Origin of the sequence: Allopseudospirillum japonicum (assembly GCF_900108915.1) — a bacterium.
GTDB classification, from domain to species: domain Bacteria; phylum Pseudomonadota; class Gammaproteobacteria; order Pseudomonadales; family Halomonadaceae; genus Pseudospirillum; species Pseudospirillum japonicum.
Window position 1 is genome coordinate 15,294 of the sequence record NZ_FNYH01000015.1, and the last position, 16,537, is coordinate 31,830.

The window sequence follows — 16,537 nt, forward strand, 5'->3', positions numbered from 1 at the left end:
TGGACCATAATTAAGGAGAAAAACGCCCTATGCTTTGGGTGATGTTGATATTAATGCTGGTGCTTTTGCTAGCAGGTTTTCCTATGCTGGTGCCTTTGATTGCAGGGGCATTATTTTTGTTGTTAACCCAATATGACTTTTTACAGCCTTCTATTCTCGTACAGCAGATGATTGGCGGCTTAGAACCTGTTGTCCTCACAGCAGTCCCCATGTTTATCCTTGCCGCGGATATTATGATTAAGGGGCAAACATCACAGCGTTTACTTGATTTTGTCTCCGCCTTGGTTGGCCATGTACGCGGCGGTTTACCCATTACCACCGCCCTAGCCTGTACTTTGTTTGGTGCTGTATCTGGTTCCACGCAAGCGACCGTGGTGGCTATGGGTAAACCTTTACGCCCACGCATGTTAGAAGCTGGCTACTCAGACCGCTTCACTATTGCCCTAATCATTAATGCAAGTGATATTGCACTCCTGATTCCGCCTTCAATCGGCATGATTATTTATGGTGTCGTCTCGAAGACCTCCGTTGGCGAGCTTTTTATTGCAGGTATTGGGCCGGGGCTCCTGATTCTGGCACTGTTTTCTGCATATGCTTATGTTTTGTCTTGGAAGCAAGGGATCCCTGTATTACCCAAAGCCAACTGGCAAGCACGTGGGCAAGCCTTAAAATCCGCTATCTTACCTATGGGATTTCCGGTCATTATTATTGGCGGAATTTACTCAGGATTGTTTAGCCCAACAGAGGCAGCGAGCATTTCCGTAGCGTACGCACTTATTTTAGAAATGCTGATTTTTCGGGCAGTCAAATGGGGAGATTTAGCAGAAATTGCCTTATCTACTGGCTTGATTACCGCAGTCGTTTTCTTATTAGTCGCTGCAGGCTCAGCCTTTTCCTGGATGATTTCCTTTGCCCGCTTGCCTGAGTATTTGCTAGGGGATTGGGTGGCTTCTCTCGTTGCTACGCCCTGGAAACTTTTGGTATTGCTTTCGATTGCCTATTTTATTGGCTGCATGTTTGTTGACCCTATTGTGGTGATTTTAATTCTCACCCCGATTTTTGCACCTGTGATTGATGCTGCTGGGATTGATCCCGTTTTAGTCGGTACCCTAGTAACTTTGCAAGCGGCCATAGGCTCAGCAACACCACCGTTTGGCTGTGATATTTTTACTGCGGTCGCTATTTTCCGGCGGCCTTATTTAGAAGTCATCCGAGGCACGCCACCTTTCATTGCTATTTTGTTACTTGCGACCTTACTGCTGATTTTCTTTCCGCAGATTGCACTCTTCTTACCAGAATTAGCCATGCGTTAACCCTCAAATGCGTACCAAGTAAGTAGACTTGGTGCGCTTTTTGCTGACGTGCTAGCATAAGTGCCTTAATAACAATAAAAGACTTGCGGGGTAAATGAAGATGCAACAGGCCAGAAAGGCATTCAATTGTGTCATGATCAGTGATACCCACGGGCTGCATCGAAAACTTGCCCTTCCCAACGCAGATATTTTGATTCATGCAGGAGATTTTTGCTTACAAGGAACACTTGAAGAAGTACAAGACTTTGCTGATTGGTTGGCAAGCTGCCCACATCAACATAAAATTGTTGTCGCTGGCAATCATGATCTCGCTTTTGAACAAACTCCAGACGAAGCACAAAGCTGCCTGCAAAATGTCGCCCATTATTTACAAGATTCTGGTATTACGTTAGAAGGTATTCATTTTTGGGGCGCACCTTGGACACCCAAATTTTTTAATTACGCTTTTATGCGCCCACGTGGTGAGGCCATGCGCCCTTGTTGGGCAGCAATTCCCACAGAGACCCAAGTTCTGATTACTCATGGGCCAGCATTTGCTTGTTTAGACACCACTTTAAATGGCACACATGCAGGCTGCGAGGCATTAAGTGAGCGTCTGACACACTTACCTCATCTTAAATGGCATATTCACGGTCATATTCACGAAAGTTATGGCGTACAAGCACAAGGGGCCGAGCGCTATAGTATCAATGCAAGCAGCTGTCGCTGGGGGGAAGAAGGCTTGAACCCACCGATTGTCTTGCAATGGTATTTAGATACGTGACGTTTTCGCCACCGCGAGCAGTGGCTTAAGGTCTTTCTTGGCTTTGAGTTTCAGGCCGTGGCGTTTGTATTGTGAGCTGATGATATGCAAAGCCTTGTTGTACACGAACCGCATCGCACCGAACTGGCGGCTGAGAAATTCCGCCTGTTCAGGTGTTGGGTAGATACGTACTTTCGTAGCTTTGATCATGCCCGTATTATTCATGAGCAGCAACCCATGACGGCTTCGCAGTCATCCGCTGATATCCCCGCCTGATTGGGGGAGGGTTTACGCGGTTTTTGCTAACCACTAAAAATTTCCACTCGATCGCGTCCATGCCGCTTTGCTTGATACAAAGCATCATCTGCTGATTTTAATAAATTTGCCAAGCTTTGCGCTTGCACTGCCACCATACCGGCACTAAAACTAATCGTGATGGACTGCCCCTCAAGCTGAAGCGGATCTGTTTTTAATTGATACTGTTGTGCATGTAACCAACGTACAGCCTCATCTAAGTTTTTCACCGAAAGCAAAAGTCCAAACTCTTCTCCACCCAAACGCCCAACCAGTTCAGGCGGCTGTAAAGCGTGTTGCAATTGATGGGCGACCTTTTTAATCACCTCATCACCCACCGGATGTCCATATTGATCATTAATCGCCTTAAAGTGGTCTAAATCCACCATCACAAGGACACCCAACCTATCTTTCGGTGCTTGTTCACGCCAAGCTTGCAGTTGATGGCGACAACGCTCCAAAAAAAAGCCTCGGTTATAAATGCCCGTTAAACTGTCACTTTGTGCTTGCTGACGCAACGCTTCTTCGACATCACGGCGACGACGCATTTCACAGCGCAAACGGTAATTCGCTTGCAGCACATATAACAACAAAAGCAATAGCAAAAAGCCACCAAGAGCAGATGCAAAAATCCAAGGGCGTAAACGCACCCAAATTTGTTGCTCTACATCTGTTTGCTGGCTAAAAACAAAGCCCTGTAAAGCTTGCAAATTTTTATCTTGTATCCAGCCCAAACTTTGATATTCGCGTGCGATCTGTGCCCAATATTTCGCTTGCGTTTCCCCCACCTCATGCCAACCCAATTGCATCAAGGGAATTAAATGCTGTGCTTCATAGCGCAAATGTTCACGTGATCTTTGCACCAAAAAAGGCGCATCTTGCAGCAGCCAGTCAATCACTTGCTCAGGGTTTGCTACAGCATAACGCCATCCTTGTAAAGTCACTTCACGAAATGCTTGCACCGCTTGTGGGCTGCGTTGTAGAAAGCGTTCACTTGTAAATAGGGTATCCGCGTACAAGGGGGTATCCAATGCTGGAGGCTGCCAAATTTGCGCTTGTGCATCATGTTGTAATAAACGGTAAGGAGCATCACTAATCCATGCAGAAATCACCTGAGTTTGTTGACTAATTAAAGCTTGCCAACCAGGTGTGGATAAAGGCTGGTATGTCGCTTGTAACTTTTCTAATCTAAGCGTTTGTAATAAATTGGCTTGACGCAAAATAAGCGCCAACTCTAGTGGATACAAATCTGTTGCTAATGGCAAACTGTGTCCCTGTTGTAAACGCAGTGCAAGATCTTTTTCTGCATGCTGCAAACCTAGCAAAATATAAGGAGAACGCTGGAAAATACTAGCCAAAGCGACGACAGGTTTATTATGCAGACGATACCAAAGCAAACGAGTATCCATAAAAGAAAAGTCAACACGCGCTGCGACAACTTCTTGCACTGGATGGACATCGGCTTGATGGATTAATTCTACCTGCAAATGTGCCTTCTGGTACCAACCTAATTTATAGGCAGCATACACACCTGCAAATCGAAAATGTGCCTCTGCGCTGGGCAAAAGAACACGTATCCCTTGATTTGCCTGGATGGGCCCGCTGAGAATCAATAAGCTAAGCCATAATCCCAAACGTAGGAAATTCACGCAGACATCCTTGTAATAAAAGTAAAAAATAATGCCTTAATCAAGACATCAAACAAGCACAAAAGGTTTTATGCCTTTTAGTTACTTATTTACTTTATTATTTCCTACTCAGGTAGGCTTGCAAGTTTTTCAGTGTGTCAAAACGTTGGCTTTTTCACGCTAGCTTACTTAATAGTTTAATAAATACATAGACCTCAAAAATAGATTACAAGAAGTTAAAATTAGCCATTAAAAAAGCCCCTGCTGATACAGGGGCTTTTTATTACAGATTAATTTAACTTAAATTAATCAAATGGGCGTGGCACAGGTGTTTCATCAACTGAAGGAGGTAAAATAGGTAACATAAATTGTGGCTGATCCCCCGTCAGGGTTTTTAAGAAGGCAACAATTTGTGCGTTTTCTTCTGCAGAATATTTACGACCCAACTGCAAACGCCCCATAATATCGACAGCTTCTGTCAATGTTTGCGCTGCACCATCATGGAAGTAAGGATAGGTTAGCTCAACATTACGCAAAGTTGGCACTTTAAACATAAAACGGTCTGCATCTTTACCGGTGACAGCGCTTAAGCCTTCCGCCGGATTATCCGTTTGATAGGGCTGCACCAAACCCATTTTTTGGAAGGAGTTGCCACCAACAGCAGGACCATTATGGCAAGCGGCACAGCCACTATTTTTGAATAACTCGTAACCTGCTTTCTCCGTCGCAGTAAGGGCATCTTGATCACCTAGCAACCAGTGATCAAAACGTGAATTTGGTGTCACTAAAGTTTTCTCAAATTCTGCAATCGCACTGGTAATCTTATCAATGTTTACGCCATCTTCACCAAAAACCAAACGAAACTCACGCCGGTAACCAGGGATAGAAGATAAAGTATCGACAGCTAAAGTATGAGTGAAAGCCATTTCACCAGGATTAGCAATGGGACCACCAGCTTGTTCTTTTAAATCGGCTGCACGTCCATCCCAAAACTGGGCCAAATTCATACTAGAATTTAACACTGTCGGTGAATTAATCGGTCCTTGCTGCCATTTATCGCCAATAGAAGTTTGCAGATTATCTGTGCCTCCCATACTCAAGTTATGACAGGAGTTACAAGAAATAAAACCAGAGCGCGATAAACGTGGATCAAAATATAATTTTTTGCCCAATTCAGACAACGCAAGATTAATTTCTTTGACAGGTTCGATAGGCTGGATTGGCTCATCTGCGGCTTGTGCAGACATCCAAGGTAAACTGGCTAAAGCCACGGCTAATACAGACGCTTTGAGCTGAAACTTGATCGACATGGGCAACCCCTCATTTAGGCTAATCGTTTATAATTATGTGCTAAAGATACAGGTATTCTCGTGATCTAGATCAAGTCTTATGCCCTGTAAAACTTTTATTTATACCTCTTGGCCACGACGCCAAAAAGACTTGAGCACAGAGGCATTTTGCGCTAAAGCTAAAGGCTCATCTGTTGGATGCTGGATACACAAATGTAAGTCTTGATTGGTCAGGCGTGCCCCTTGCAAACATAAACGAATACGTCGTGGTGCTTGCTCTTGCAACCCCAAGCTATTATGAAAATAAATACTTTGGATCACATTTTGCGCCATCATTTGATTCACACGTGCATTGAACTCGATTTCAAGAGCCTGTCCACCTTGTCCGCCTTGATAACTGCCTAATAAAAGACCACGATAAAAAATATGTCCGGCCTCATCTAATTTAATATTGGCACTAGCCTGTAAAAAAAGACAGTCACCAAAATGTTCACTCGTTTGCTCAATAGCAACGCGCAAATAACCTGCCAATAAGTGTTCAGCATATTGGTTTTGATTCGCTGCTTTTTGTCCACGGGTGAATTCTTCTACCAAGGAAGAATAAGCTGCTCGATAAGCGCTCACACTTTGATGTGCGCACATTTTCATTTGAGTATTCAAGTTCACAGAAGTATGCAAGTAGATATAGGCGAAGCTGTCCCACCAAGTTGTCTGTGTTTGTTTAGCTTCTAGGGTGTGTTTGCGTCTGGAATCTAAAATAGCCACTAAACTAGGATCATCCACATAATCTTGTTCATTGGCACTACGCAAAGCCACACGCAGCGCGGGCGTCGCCTTACGCCAAGTTTTTTTCGTCGTGGTGATCGACTGTGATGTGCTCTTTGTCTTTATTGTTAATGACCGAGATGAAGGCGGCTCGACAAAGGCCGTTTCTTGCACATCCAGTATCAAAGACGCAGGAGGTGAAAAGAAGTTGTCTTGTATTTTGTAGGGATAACCAGCTTGCTGATACTGATATTGGGTTTGTAACAAAGCAGCCGGACAGTTAAATGCGAGCACATCAGTGTATGCAGTAAGTTGGAACCATAAGGGGTTGCTTACATGGAAGCTTGACTTAGTTGTCAGTGCAACAAGTGCTTTTTTTGCGTGCTTCAAAAACATACCTGTCCCCGCCCATATACTGCGCTTTTATGTCTTTCTATCTATCGGTTTGAGGAAAGATATCCTCAATTTCTCTACTTTAAACGACCTCAAATGTCGCAAGCTTACAGGTTTTCACCCTATATCGTTATTATAGACACAAAACTTTAGCTACAGGCTGACAACTACTGACAAGAGAAAACGCAATTTTTAACTTAGGTCAAGCTTTCCTTAAAGCAAAGGTTACAAACTAGAAAAACCAAGCACATACAGCAACCACTATCCAAGCATAGACGCCAGCTAATACATCATCAAACATAATTCCAAAACCGCCGTCTAAATGGCGATCGGCCCAACGGATCGGCCAAGGTTTTAAAATATCAAAAAAGCGGAATACCAAGGCACCAAAAAGTGCCCATTGCCAACCAGGAGGCGCAGCCCACATAGTCAGCCAGTAGCCCACAAACTCATCCCAAACAATGCCGCTATGATCGTGCACGCCTAAATCCTGCGAGGTTTGCTCACACCACCAACAACCCAGCAAGAAGCTAACCCCTAGCACCAGTCCATAAACCCCTAAAGATAGTGGCTCTAGTAAATACAAGTACAAGGGAATAGCCGCTAGCGTTCCTACTGTCCCTGGTGCATAAGGTGCTGCACCACTGCCCAAACCAAAAGCCAAAAAATGAATGGGGTGACGCCAAACACTAGCAGGTGCACGATTCATAAGCGACCTTACACACGCTGACGACTGATGGCAGCAGCCAAGCGTTTTTGTTGAATACTCGCGGCATTAAAATGATTGTACCCAAGTGTTGGCAGCGGCTGATGGTATTGATCAAAGATGCCAAGTGTTTCAATCACTTCGCCAATCGGTAACAAAGGAATACCTGCTGCTTCACAAGCTTCACAAGCCACTTGTGCTTGCGCTCTCGGTAGACTGATACACAACTGATAGTCATCACCACCAGCTAAAGCAGCACCTAAAGCGGCCTCGTCACCAAGCAAATCTTGTAAAGCAGACGAGATCGGCAAGCTTGATAAATCAATGCGCGCACCACAACCACTGGCAGTTAATAAGTGGCCTAAATCGGCTAAAAAGCCATCTGAAATATCAATTGCAGCATGTACATAAGGACGTAAAATACGCGCTGCCTCAATATGTGGATAAGGCAGTAAATACGCACGTCTTAAGGCGTCTTGCCCTTCAAAACCAAGCTGGGCGGCATGCTCTATCGTAGTTTGTGCCATCTCTAGACACAGGCCACCAGCGGCATCACCCAAAGGACCTGTTACATAAATCAGATCACCAACTTGTGCTTTGCTACGCTTCCAAGCGGTTTGCGGGTTCACAAAACCATGCACTTGGATACTAATAGATAAGGGGCCACGCGTTGTATCCCCACCGACCAAACTAATACCTTGTGCGCTGGCCAAATCTGCCATCCCTTGACAGAAAGCCTCTAACCAAGGCGTGTCTGTATGTGGCAAACTCAAGCCCAAGGTAAACCATGCAGGTTCAGCGCTCATAGCAGCAAGATCACTTAGATTTACGGCTAAAGCACGCCAGCCAATGGCATAAGGATCCGCTTCTGCCATAAAATGCACGCCCGCCAAGCTAGCATCCATAGAAACCGCTAGGGCCTGGCCTGCTGGCACCTGTAACAGCGCACAATCATCACCAATACCTAATAAGATATCATCACGCGCTTGCGCTAAGGTAGAGCGGGTAAAAAAATGTTGAATTAAATCAAACTCCTGCACGACGAAACTCACTTTTTAGCTGATTGACGACGTGCAGGACGAGGTGCCTGCACCTCTTGACTGCGAACCTGTTGCGCTAGGCGATCCAGCACACCATTAATGTATTTGTGGCTATCGGTGCCACCAAAACTTTTGGCTAGTTCAACCCCTTCGTTGATAATCACACGATAAGGGACATCTAGACGGCGACTCATCTCATAAGTGCCTAAACGTAAAATCGCCAGCTCTATTGGGTCTAAATCATTTAAGCTGCGATCCAAATACGGCAAGATAAGCGCATCCAAACTGGCACATTCTTTGGGAATAATATGCAAAACCTCACTAAAATAAGCTAGATCCGCATGACGTACAGTTTGCGCGATGTCTTCATGCGCTTCTAAAGAGTCATCTGGTACTGCGCCACGAATTTGCAGCTCGATTTGCCCTAAGGAAGCAGATGTTAATTTCCATTGATACAAGGCCTGCACAATGAGTTGGCGCGCATTATGCCTTTGCTGGGCACGGTTGGTTTTTTTTTGACTCATGCCGGTTGCTCCAATTGACGCAACAAACTCACCATTTCCAGTGCTGCTAAAGCAGCCTCTGTGCCCTTATTACCCATTTTAGTGCCTGCACGTTCGATTCCTTGCTCTATGGAGTGTACTGTCAGTACGCCATTGGCAATGGGCGTTTGATGCTTCATGCTGAGGCGAGAGAGTTCACTATTACATCCGGAAGCCACATGTTCAAAATGTGGTGTTCCCCCTTCAATCACAGCGCCTAAAGCCATCACGGCATCAGGTTGGTAGGCCTGAATCGCCTTGTCGGTTGCAAGAGGTAACTCCCATGCACCAGGAGCGTAAATCACTCTGATATTTTCTAAGGCAACGCCATGACGTGTCAGGGTGTCAAGCGCGCCTTGCACTAGGCTTTCAACAATAAAGTGATTGAAACGTCCTACGACAATCAGATAGTGGCCTTGCACATCTTGCAAATTACCTTCAATACAACAAATCTGATTTGTATACATACTTATGTATCCTAAAAGGCTTGCTGCTGACTTAGGAGCATTTCGTACAGGAGAGTCCAAAAAGTCAGCCCGCATTTAGAGAAGCCCATACTGGGCTTAATATCTTAATGATATGGAGTTTGGGTGTGCACCCACACTTGTTTTATTCCTCACAAGCGAGGGTTTCTACAACTTCTAAGCCAAAGCCAGACAAAGCGCTAAACTTCATAGGCGAAGACAGTAAACGCATTTTGCCCACGCCAAGCTCGCGTAAGATCTGTGATCCTGTGCCCACCGTCAAATAAGCTCCAGAACCATCGCGTGCTGAAGTACGTTGCGGACGTGTACTTTGTACGTGCTGTGCTAATAACTCACCCAAATTGGGCACGCGTCCTGTATCTGTTAACAAGACCACAACCCCTTGGCCACGTTCAGCAATCTCTTGCAATGCACGACGCATACTCCAATTAGCACGACCTTCTTTTTTTAAAGCAAGCAAATCTCGCAAGGGGTCTGCTAAATGTACCCGAACCCAAGTCGGTTCTTGTGCATCTAACTCGCCTAATACAAAAGCTAAATGGGTTGTATTTTGAATCCGGTCGTAAAAAGTATGCACATTGAAAGGACCGTACTCAGTCTCAACTTGGTGCGTTTCGCCCGCTTCAACCGTGGTTTCATTGACCACACGGTAATGAATTAGATCTGCAATGGTCCCGATTTTAATGCCATGCGCACTAGCAAAGGCTTCTAAATCCTTGCGTCTTGCCATGGTACCGTCTTCGTTCATGATCTCTACGATCACAGCAGCTGCTTCAAAACCTGCAAGACGCGCTAAATCGCAACCCGCTTCCGTATGGCCTGCACGAGATAAAACACCGCCTGGTTGCGCCATTAAAGGGAAGATATGTCCTGGTTGCACTAAATCTTCAGGACAGGCGTCTGCGGCAACGGCCGCTTGTACTGTACGAGCTCTATCTTGCGCAGAAATCCCCGTAGTCACGCCTTCTGCAGCCTCGATAGATAAGGTGAAATTTGTAGTATAAGGTGTCTGATTGTCACGCACCATTAATGGCAAATTCAGTTGACGACAACGTGCTTTAGTCAAAGTTAGACAAATCAAGCCGCGAGCATGCTTAGCCATAAAGTTGATCGCTTCCGGCGTGACACAAGAAGCTGCTAAAATCAAATCGCCTTCATTTTCACGATCTTCGTCATCCATCAAGATAACCATTTTACCTTGACGTATATCTTCAATTAATTCTGCTGTTGAGTTCAGTTGCATAAGCGTCTCATTTATTCGTGGGTGGCGGTCTGGCTTGGCGTAGCAAAATGCGCATCAATGCGCCAGTCGTGACCAACCGCCCGTATATTATCAATCACCAAGGGGCGCTGATCTGCCATTTTTTCGATCCCAGTCAACGCAAATAAGGGGCGCGCGCCCTGACCTAGCAAGGTTGGCGCCATAAAGACCACAAGCGCATCCACCAAACCAGCCTGAATAAAGCTTCCTGCAAGGGTAGCGCCTGTTTCCAACAAAATCTCGTTGCAGCCGCTTTGTGCTAAGACTTTCAACACTTGCGCCAGTGGTAAACGCCCCATGGCATTTGCTTTAAAAACATGTACTTGTGCGCCTAAGGCTTCTAAATCCGCACGTTTTTGCGCATTGTCACAGGTGGTCATAATCCAGATATCACCTGGATGCTTGAAGATCTGCGCCCATAGAGGTGTACGCAAATTGGAATCTAAGATAACGCGTAACGGCTGACGTTCACAGGCAAGTGCGGTTTCTTGCGCATCTAACAGTAAATGCGGCGCACGCACCGTCAGCGCACAATCATCATAAATGACGGTATCGACACCTGTAACGATGGCAGAGCTTTGCGCACGCAAGCCCTGTACTTGGGCGCGCGCAGCCGGACCTGTGATCCATTGAGATTCCCCTGAGCGCATCCCAGTACGCCCATCTAGACTCATGGCCATTTTACAACGTACCCAAGGCATTTGTTCACGCATGCGCCGACAAAACCCTGGATTTAGCGCTTCAGCCTGTGCTTGTAACACACCGACTTGGACTTGAATGCCTGCAGCTTGTAGCTTGGCGATGCCTCGACCGGCAACCTCTGGATTAGGATCTTGCATCCCTATCACTACAGATTTTATTCCTGCAGCAATCAGGGCATCGGCACAAGGTGGCGTACGTCCTTGATGACTACAAGGTTCTAGGGTGACATACGCAGTGGCACCTTTCGCTTTTTTACCTGCACGCATTAATGCTTGTACTTCTGCATGGGCTTCGCCTGCACGTTCATGCCAGCCTTCGGCGATCACACGTCCATTTTTTACCAACACGCACCCTACACGCGGGTTAGGATGCGTCGTATATAAACCACGTCGCGCTAATTCCAACGCACGCGCCATATAATATTCAGCGCAAGCGGATGCTGTGTGCCGCATACCTGAGTCCTCTTAACGCTAGTGGTCATCCGCAGAAGGAGAGGGTTCTTGAGATAAACGATCAATTTCCGCACGAAACTCATCTAAATCTTTAAAGCTTCGATATACAGAAGCAAAACGGATGTAGGCCACTTGATCCAGTTGCTTAAGATGCTGCATCACCACTTCCCCTATTTGCCGAGATTGCAGCTCCCGCTCACCCAAAGCACGTATTTGGTGGCGTACACGCTGCAAAGCAGCCTCAACGGCTTCCGTATCTACGGGACGTTTTTCGAGTGCTCGCAACATACCAGCACGAAGTTTTTGCTCATCAAAAAGCTCACGCGAACCATCTTGTTTAATCACACGAGGTAATACAAGTTCAGCAGTTTCATAGGTAGTAAAACGTTCACCGCAGCTCAAGCATTCACGGCGTCGGCGAACTTGGTCACCTTCGGCGACTAACCTAGAATCGTTGACTTTAGTGTCATGAGCACCGCAGAAGGGGCAATGCATAAGTTGATTCCCAAAAGTGCGTACATCAAGCTTGGGCTATTCTAGCCACCTAAGGGCTTGAGCGCCAATAACTTCGTTGAATTTTCGCTGTCAAGGAATCAAGTAATGCTTGGGTGTGTTGCTAATACATGGCCTTGGCTATGGGGTAAGCGCGCTAAAATCAACTGATGGCCTTGCAAACCTGCATGGTCTTTCAAGTTTTGGTGATGAGGGAATATTTCACGCAAATGGGTTTGTTGATCCGATCCTTGCAAACTGCTTGGCTGCTGCTTTTGCTTTGTAGATGTCGGATTAAAGGGGGGCATCTCATCCAAAATGGAAGTTGATTTATTCGTTTTTTGACTACAAGCATACTTGTTACGATTTTCTGGATTATGAGGATCTAAACGCGGGCTATCAGCTTCTGTAATAATACAATTACGACCACAACGTTTAGCTTCATACAAAGCTAAATCGGCTCGATGCATCACCTCTTCTATGCTTTCTGTGCGTTGATATTGGGCAATACCTTGTGAGACAGTGAGTTTTAATCCCATCTCGATATCATTTAAATCCAGCATTTCAATAGCAATTCGCACACGTTCTGCTACTTGCGCAGCATCACGCAAACCTGTGCGTACAAGCAAAAGTACAAACTCTTCTCCACCTAACCTAGCGACATAATCTACATCACGCACTGAAGCTTGCAATACCTTGGCAACGGCTTGTAATGCTTTATCCCCTGCTTGGTGACCAAAGTTATCGTTGATGCGTTTAAAATAATCTAAATCGACAAAGCATAAGGTAAAATCGTAATCGCCACGATCTGCCAAGCCTTTCTGGCGACGCAAGATATTCATTAGGTGACGGCGATTACATAAAGCGGTCAGCTCATCGGTAATGGCCATGCTGCTGATTTTGTGCATCGCCTCATTTAAGGCAAGATTGCGTTGTTTTAATGCATGTCTTAGGCGGCTAATTTCCATTCCCACCAAACCAATACCAAGTAGAATAAAGCTAAATCCTATCGCTAACAGAAACTCGAATTTGAAATCTATGCCTGCTGTGGGACGCAAAATAAGATGCGCAAATAAGGGGAGAAAATAAGCGCTGAGCAAAAGGATCACTAAAAATGCAAAGCCTTTTGGTTGTGCACGAAAGATGCCAAACAACATGACCACAAAAAAGTGCATACATAAAATAGCGCGCATATCAGGCGCAAAGTATAAAAAAAGGCTGTTAAAACCAACATACCAAAGGATTTGTAAACGCGTTAGGCTAGGATCTTTGAATTTTAGATTATGGTTTCGATAAATTAACCAAGGGAAGCCCGCATATCCAATCCAAGCTGCCAAAGTTAATAGCCACCAAGTCCCTGCCGAAAGCCAAAAGTAACCTTGTTGTAGGCCTAGCCAGCAAATCAGCGTGTGTGCCGCACCCGCTCCTGAAGCTAGCAAAGCACGCCGCAATCTTAATTGTTGGTGATCTTGAAAACTGCTTGTGCGGGGCACCCCTTCCATTACGTGCACAAATATCCCTCTACGCTTTGACCGATAGGTATGTATATTGAGTGTGCATCTTCATATATTCGGCTGCATTTGACTTATCTTGAGCCATTCAATCCTTGATTGTGCTAAGACAAGATTTTAGCCTCTCTTATTAACGACGCCTCACCTATAAATTCAAGTCTTTTTTAGCAAATTCTGACACATATCAGCTTAAGCACATAAGATAACTTGTATTTTACATCCTGCATAAAACCTAGCCAAATCTTGACGCCATCTTTAGTTTTTGTCTTACTTACAAAGGTTTTGTATATTTTATGCACATTTCTACCAAGGATCAGGCTTTACTTAACAAAGAGTAGGCAAGATGAAGATTTCAGCTTCTTTCAATCTCGATTTACGTCACTTAAGGACGTTACAAGCTTTACGTGAGTCTGGTTCTCTGGTCGATGCAGCGGCACGTTTGCACCTTACCCAATCTGCCTTATCTCACCAAATTAAAGAATTAGAACAACGCCTGAGTTGCTCTTTATTTGTACGTAAGAGTAAGCCCTTGCGCTTTACACCTGCAGGTTTACGTTTACTGGCATTATCAGATCAAGTACTGCCACAAGTACAACTAGCATTGCGCGATGTGCAAAGTCTAGTTGCAGGTGATACAGGGCGCCTATTCTTAGCTATAGAATGTCATAGCTGTTTTCAATGGCTGATGCCCACGTTGGACGCTTTTCGTGAACATTGGCCAGCCATCGAAGTAGACATTCCCAGCGGACACCACTTTGATCCTTTATTAGCACTTAAACGCCAAGCACTCGATTTAGTGATTACTGCAGATCCACAACCTTTAGATGGGCTTTTGTACGTTCCTTTGTTTCATTATGAAAGCCTCCTTGCTGTTTCTCGCAAACATCCACTGGCACAAAAAGCTTGGGTGATGCCACAGGATTTACAAGAGGAGACACTGATCGCTTACCCTGTAGAACAAGAACGTTTAGATGTTTTTCGACATTTTCTACATCCTGCCAAAGTGCAGCCTTTGCATGTACGAACCGCAGAACAAACCGTGATTATGATGCAACTGGTTGCCAGTGGGCGTGGCGTTTGTGCCTTACCTAACTGGGCATTAACAGAGTACTTACATCGTGATTATGTCGCTGGATTACGCTTGGGTGAGCAGGGCACTTGGTGTACGCTTTATGCGGCAATTCATCAAGACACTTTGCACCTTCCTTTTATGCAAGCATTTTTGGAAACAGCACGTACTTGTTCCAATCAAGTTTTAGAAGGCGTAGCTATTGCAGACGCGAACCAGCCTATCCCAGCACAGCAACTCCCTAACACGGAAAATCGCTTGTTGGATCCAACGAGGCTATAAGGCTTTTTCGACTTTTAAAATCTTTTGTATGATGAGAATCGCTTTATGTTAAAAGGCAGGTTACGCCATTTATCCCAGACAGCGGCTTGTCCACTTCCTGAATCCTTACACTTGCTTAGCTTCAATATGCAAGTAGGCATTCACACGCAGGCTTATCATCACTACCTTACCCGTGCCTGGCAACATCTACTCCCCTCACAAGAGCGTCAACACAGGCTGCAACTTATAGCCCATCAACTTAAAGCCTTTGATATTATTGGTTTACAAGAGGTGGATGGCGGCAGCCTACGGACATTATTTGTTAACCAAGTCACGCATCTGGCAGAAAAAGCGGACTTTTTTTGGCACTACCAACAAACCAACAGAAATTTAGGACGTTGGGCACAACATAGCAATGGTGTGTTGGCACGCTGGCAGCCTTGGCAAGTACAAGATCACCAATTACCAGGTTTACCAGGACGTGGTGCTGTGGTCGCCTTCTTTGGTAATAAAAAACAGCCCTTAGTGATTGTCAATGCGCATCTTGCGTTAAGCCCAAGCGCACAATCGAAACAAATCGATTATTTATGCCGTGTTATCGCCCCATATCCCCACCTAGTTCTCATGGGTGATTTTAACGCCAGCTATGCACAGCTCGCACGCCATCCAAGCTTACAGGCACTTGGACTCATCAGTACGCAAGATCCTGGAATTAGCACTTATCCTAGCTGGCGTCCTCAACGTCATTTAGATCATATTTTGCACACCCCAACATTAAAAGCTCAATCTTTACAAGTGGGTCATCCTTTATTTTCTGACCATTGCCCTATTAGTACGCAATTACAAATTCCCGCAATTTGCCGCAATTGAGGCTGAACTTTTGTAGCAAGCTGAAGTTGTTCTATTTCAGCGCTTGGCGTTTGTCGCTATACTTGCGGGTCTTAAGGTTATTAACCGACCTATCCCATCGGCCGATGATTAGAGGTAGTCAGAGTGAAAGTATTAAATACCCTTGCTGTACTCGGTTTGAGTGCTGCCGTTAGCGTAAGCGCCTTTGCTGCAAACAACAGCATGGATAAAGAAGCCATTGCAGAGCGTTTACAACCTATCGGTGCACTTTGTTTACAAGGTGAAGATTGTGGCGGCGTCGCTGCTGCACCTGCAGCTGGCCCTGCAAAATCACCCGAAGAAACCTATAATGCTGTCTGTATGGCCTGCCACAACACTGGGGCCGCTGGTGCACCTAAAAAAGGGGATGTGGCTGCTTGGGAACCCCGCTTAGCCCAAGGTATGGATACCTTATACACACATGCAATCAATGGGTTTAATGCCATGCCTGCACGTGGTGGTAACCCTTCATTAAGTGATGACGAAGTCAAAGGCGCCGTTGATTACTTAGTAGAAAACAGCAAGTAAACCGCATTTTTTGATTTGTTTTCAGGGCACAGTAGTGACCCACACACTGTGCCTGAGTTCTTATCCTTACGGCTTTCTCAGTCGAACCGCTACAAAAAATCTATATTTCCCAGCTTTTATTCCTTTTAGTTTACTTTTACCCTATGTAAAGCAGGCTACTGATTTGTTTTTTGATA

The 16,537-nt window shown here is 45.4% G+C and carries 17 protein-coding genes; 5 read left to right on the top strand and 12 right to left on the bottom strand.

The features are described from left to right. The first annotated feature begins 29 nt into the window (after positions 1-29). Positions 30-1,313, top strand: coding sequence for a TRAP transporter large permease (locus tag BMX05_RS11280; RefSeq protein ID WP_093311974.1), 1,284 nt, complete (start codon positions 30-32; stop codon positions 1,311-1,313). A gap of 100 nt (positions 1,314-1,413) precedes the next feature. Next, the gene (locus BMX05_RS11285; protein ID WP_177166894.1) at positions 1,414-2,076 is read left to right on the top strand and encodes a metallophosphatase domain-containing protein; all 663 of its coding nucleotides are present in this window, start codon (positions 1,414-1,416) and stop codon (positions 2,074-2,076) included. Here the strand turns inward: BMX05_RS11285 and BMX05_RS12920 are convergent. The 12 genes from BMX05_RS12920 to BMX05_RS11345 all read right to left on the bottom strand — a co-directional run bounded on the left by BMX05_RS12920 (position 2,065) and on the right by BMX05_RS11345 (position 13,606). Continuing rightward, the gene (locus BMX05_RS12920) at positions 2,065-2,280 is read right to left on the bottom strand and encodes a helix-turn-helix domain-containing protein (RefSeq protein ID WP_395855402.1); all 216 of its coding nucleotides are present in this window, start codon (positions 2,278-2,280) and stop codon (positions 2,065-2,067) included. The two genes, BMX05_RS11285 and BMX05_RS12920, sit on opposite strands and share 12 nt — an antisense overlap. 77 nt (positions 2,281-2,357) lie before the next feature. Continuing rightward, complete coding sequence (locus BMX05_RS11295; RefSeq protein WP_093311978.1) at positions 2,358-3,998, bottom strand: sensor domain-containing diguanylate cyclase; 1,641 nt, start codon at positions 3,996-3,998, stop codon at positions 2,358-2,360. 284 nt (positions 3,999-4,282) lie between these two features. Then, positions 4,283-5,287 carry a cytochrome-c peroxidase gene (locus tag BMX05_RS11300; RefSeq protein ID WP_093311981.1) on the bottom strand — a complete coding sequence of 335 codons (1,005 nt, stop codon included), beginning with the start codon at positions 5,285-5,287 and terminating at the stop codon, positions 4,283-4,285. Between the two features lie 99 nt (positions 5,288-5,386). Next, positions 5,387-6,427, bottom strand: a complete 1,041-nt coding sequence (locus tag BMX05_RS11305; protein WP_093311983.1) for a hypothetical protein — start codon at positions 6,425-6,427, stop codon at positions 5,387-5,389. A 229-nt stretch (positions 6,428-6,656) separates the two neighbouring features. Beyond that, the gene (locus tag BMX05_RS11310) at positions 6,657-7,133 is read right to left on the bottom strand and encodes a phosphatidylglycerophosphatase A family protein (protein WP_093311986.1); all 477 of its coding nucleotides are present in this window, start codon (positions 7,131-7,133) and stop codon (positions 6,657-6,659) included. Positions 7,134-7,141: 8 nt separating this feature from the next. Next, a complete protein-coding gene (gene thiL / locus BMX05_RS11315) occupies positions 7,142-8,170 on the bottom strand; it encodes a thiamine-phosphate kinase (protein ID WP_177166895.1) in 1,029 nt (342 codons plus the stop codon). An 8-nt stretch (positions 8,171-8,178) separates the two neighbouring features. Further along, positions 8,179-8,694, bottom strand: a complete 516-nt coding sequence (gene nusB / locus BMX05_RS11320) for a transcription antitermination factor NusB (protein ID WP_093311992.1) — start codon at positions 8,692-8,694, stop codon at positions 8,179-8,181. After that, positions 8,691-9,179, bottom strand: coding sequence for a 6,7-dimethyl-8-ribityllumazine synthase (gene ribH, locus BMX05_RS11325; protein WP_093311997.1), 489 nt, complete (start codon positions 9,177-9,179; stop codon positions 8,691-8,693). Before ribH ends, nusB begins: the two co-directional genes overlap by 4 nt. A 142-nt stretch (positions 9,180-9,321) precedes the next feature. Continuing rightward, positions 9,322-10,440: a bifunctional 3,4-dihydroxy-2-butanone-4-phosphate synthase/GTP cyclohydrolase II gene (gene ribBA, locus BMX05_RS11330; RefSeq protein ID WP_093312000.1), complete on the bottom strand. Its 1,119-nt coding sequence runs from the start codon at positions 10,438-10,440 to the stop codon at positions 9,322-9,324. Positions 10,441-10,451: 11 nt separating this feature from the next. Continuing rightward, on the bottom strand, positions 10,452-11,612 hold the full coding sequence (gene ribD, locus BMX05_RS11335; protein ID WP_093312004.1) for a bifunctional diaminohydroxyphosphoribosylaminopyrimidine deaminase/5-amino-6-(5-phosphoribosylamino)uracil reductase RibD: 1,161 nt from the start codon (positions 11,610-11,612) through the stop codon (positions 10,452-10,454). 18 nt (positions 11,613-11,630) lie between these two features. Further along, a complete protein-coding gene (gene nrdR / locus BMX05_RS11340; RefSeq protein ID WP_093312008.1) occupies positions 11,631-12,107 on the bottom strand; it encodes a transcriptional regulator NrdR in 477 nt (158 codons plus the stop codon). Positions 12,108-12,205: 98 nt separating this feature from the next. Next, positions 12,206-13,606, bottom strand: coding sequence for a GGDEF domain-containing protein (locus BMX05_RS11345; RefSeq protein WP_093312012.1), 1,401 nt, complete (start codon positions 13,604-13,606; stop codon positions 12,206-12,208). A gap of 352 nt (positions 13,607-13,958) precedes the next feature. On the opposite strand from BMX05_RS11345, the gene BMX05_RS11350 reads away from it, so the two are divergent. The 3 genes from BMX05_RS11350 to BMX05_RS11360 all read left to right on the top strand — a co-directional run bounded on the left by BMX05_RS11350 (position 13,959) and on the right by BMX05_RS11360 (position 16,361). After that, positions 13,959-14,966, top strand: coding sequence for a LysR family transcriptional regulator (locus BMX05_RS11350; protein ID WP_093312015.1), 1,008 nt, complete (start codon positions 13,959-13,961; stop codon positions 14,964-14,966). Between the two features lie 45 nt (positions 14,967-15,011). Beyond that, positions 15,012-15,815 carry an endonuclease/exonuclease/phosphatase family protein gene (locus BMX05_RS11355; protein WP_093312018.1) on the top strand — a complete coding sequence of 268 codons (804 nt, stop codon included), beginning with the start codon at positions 15,012-15,014 and terminating at the stop codon, positions 15,813-15,815. A gap of 123 nt (positions 15,816-15,938) precedes the next feature. Continuing rightward, the gene (locus BMX05_RS11360; RefSeq protein ID WP_245710714.1) at positions 15,939-16,361 is read left to right on the top strand and encodes a c-type cytochrome; all 423 of its coding nucleotides are present in this window, start codon (positions 15,939-15,941) and stop codon (positions 16,359-16,361) included. The last annotated feature ends 176 nt before the right edge of the window (positions 16,362-16,537 follow it).

Excerpts from the sequence above, each read along its gene's own strand:
- ribBA (WP_093312000.1), bottom strand. The coding sequence starts at position 10,440 with ATGCAACTGAACTCAACAGCAGAATTAATTGAAGATATACGTCAAGGT.
- BMX05_RS11355 (WP_093312018.1), top strand. The coding sequence starts at position 15,012 with ATGTTAAAAGGCAGGTTACGCCATTTATCCCAGACAGCGGCTTGTCCA.
- BMX05_RS11305 (WP_093311983.1), bottom strand. The coding sequence starts at position 6,427 with ATGTTTTTGAAGCACGCAAAAAAAGCACTTGTTGCACTGACAACTAAG.
- BMX05_RS11345 (WP_093312012.1), bottom strand. The coding sequence starts at position 13,606 with ATGGAAGGGGTGCCCCGCACAAGCAGTTTTCAAGATCACCAACAATTA.
- nrdR (WP_093312008.1), bottom strand. The coding sequence starts at position 12,107 with ATGCATTGCCCCTTCTGCGGTGCTCATGACACTAAAGTCAACGATTCT.
- BMX05_RS11285 (WP_177166894.1), top strand. The coding sequence starts at position 1,414 with ATGCAACAGGCCAGAAAGGCATTCAATTGTGTCATGATCAGTGATACC.
- BMX05_RS12920 (WP_395855402.1), bottom strand. The coding sequence starts at position 2,280 with ATGAATAATACGGGCATGATCAAAGCTACGAAAGTACGTATCTACCCA.
- ribH (WP_093311997.1), bottom strand. The coding sequence starts at position 9,179 with ATGTATACAAATCAGATTTGTTGTATTGAAGGTAATTTGCAAGATGTG.
- BMX05_RS11310 (WP_093311986.1), bottom strand. The coding sequence starts at position 7,133 with ATGAATCGTGCACCTGCTAGTGTTTGGCGTCACCCCATTCATTTTTTG.
- BMX05_RS11280 (WP_093311974.1), top strand. The coding sequence starts at position 30 with ATGCTTTGGGTGATGTTGATATTAATGCTGGTGCTTTTGCTAGCAGGT.
- ribD (WP_093312004.1), bottom strand. The coding sequence starts at position 11,612 with ATGCGGCACACAGCATCCGCTTGCGCTGAATATTATATGGCGCGTGCG.
- nusB (WP_093311992.1), bottom strand. The coding sequence starts at position 8,694 with ATGAGTCAAAAAAAAACCAACCGTGCCCAGCAAAGGCATAATGCGCGC.
- BMX05_RS11350 (WP_093312015.1), top strand. The coding sequence starts at position 13,959 with ATGAAGATTTCAGCTTCTTTCAATCTCGATTTACGTCACTTAAGGACG.
- BMX05_RS11300 (WP_093311981.1), bottom strand. The coding sequence starts at position 5,287 with ATGTCGATCAAGTTTCAGCTCAAAGCGTCTGTATTAGCCGTGGCTTTA.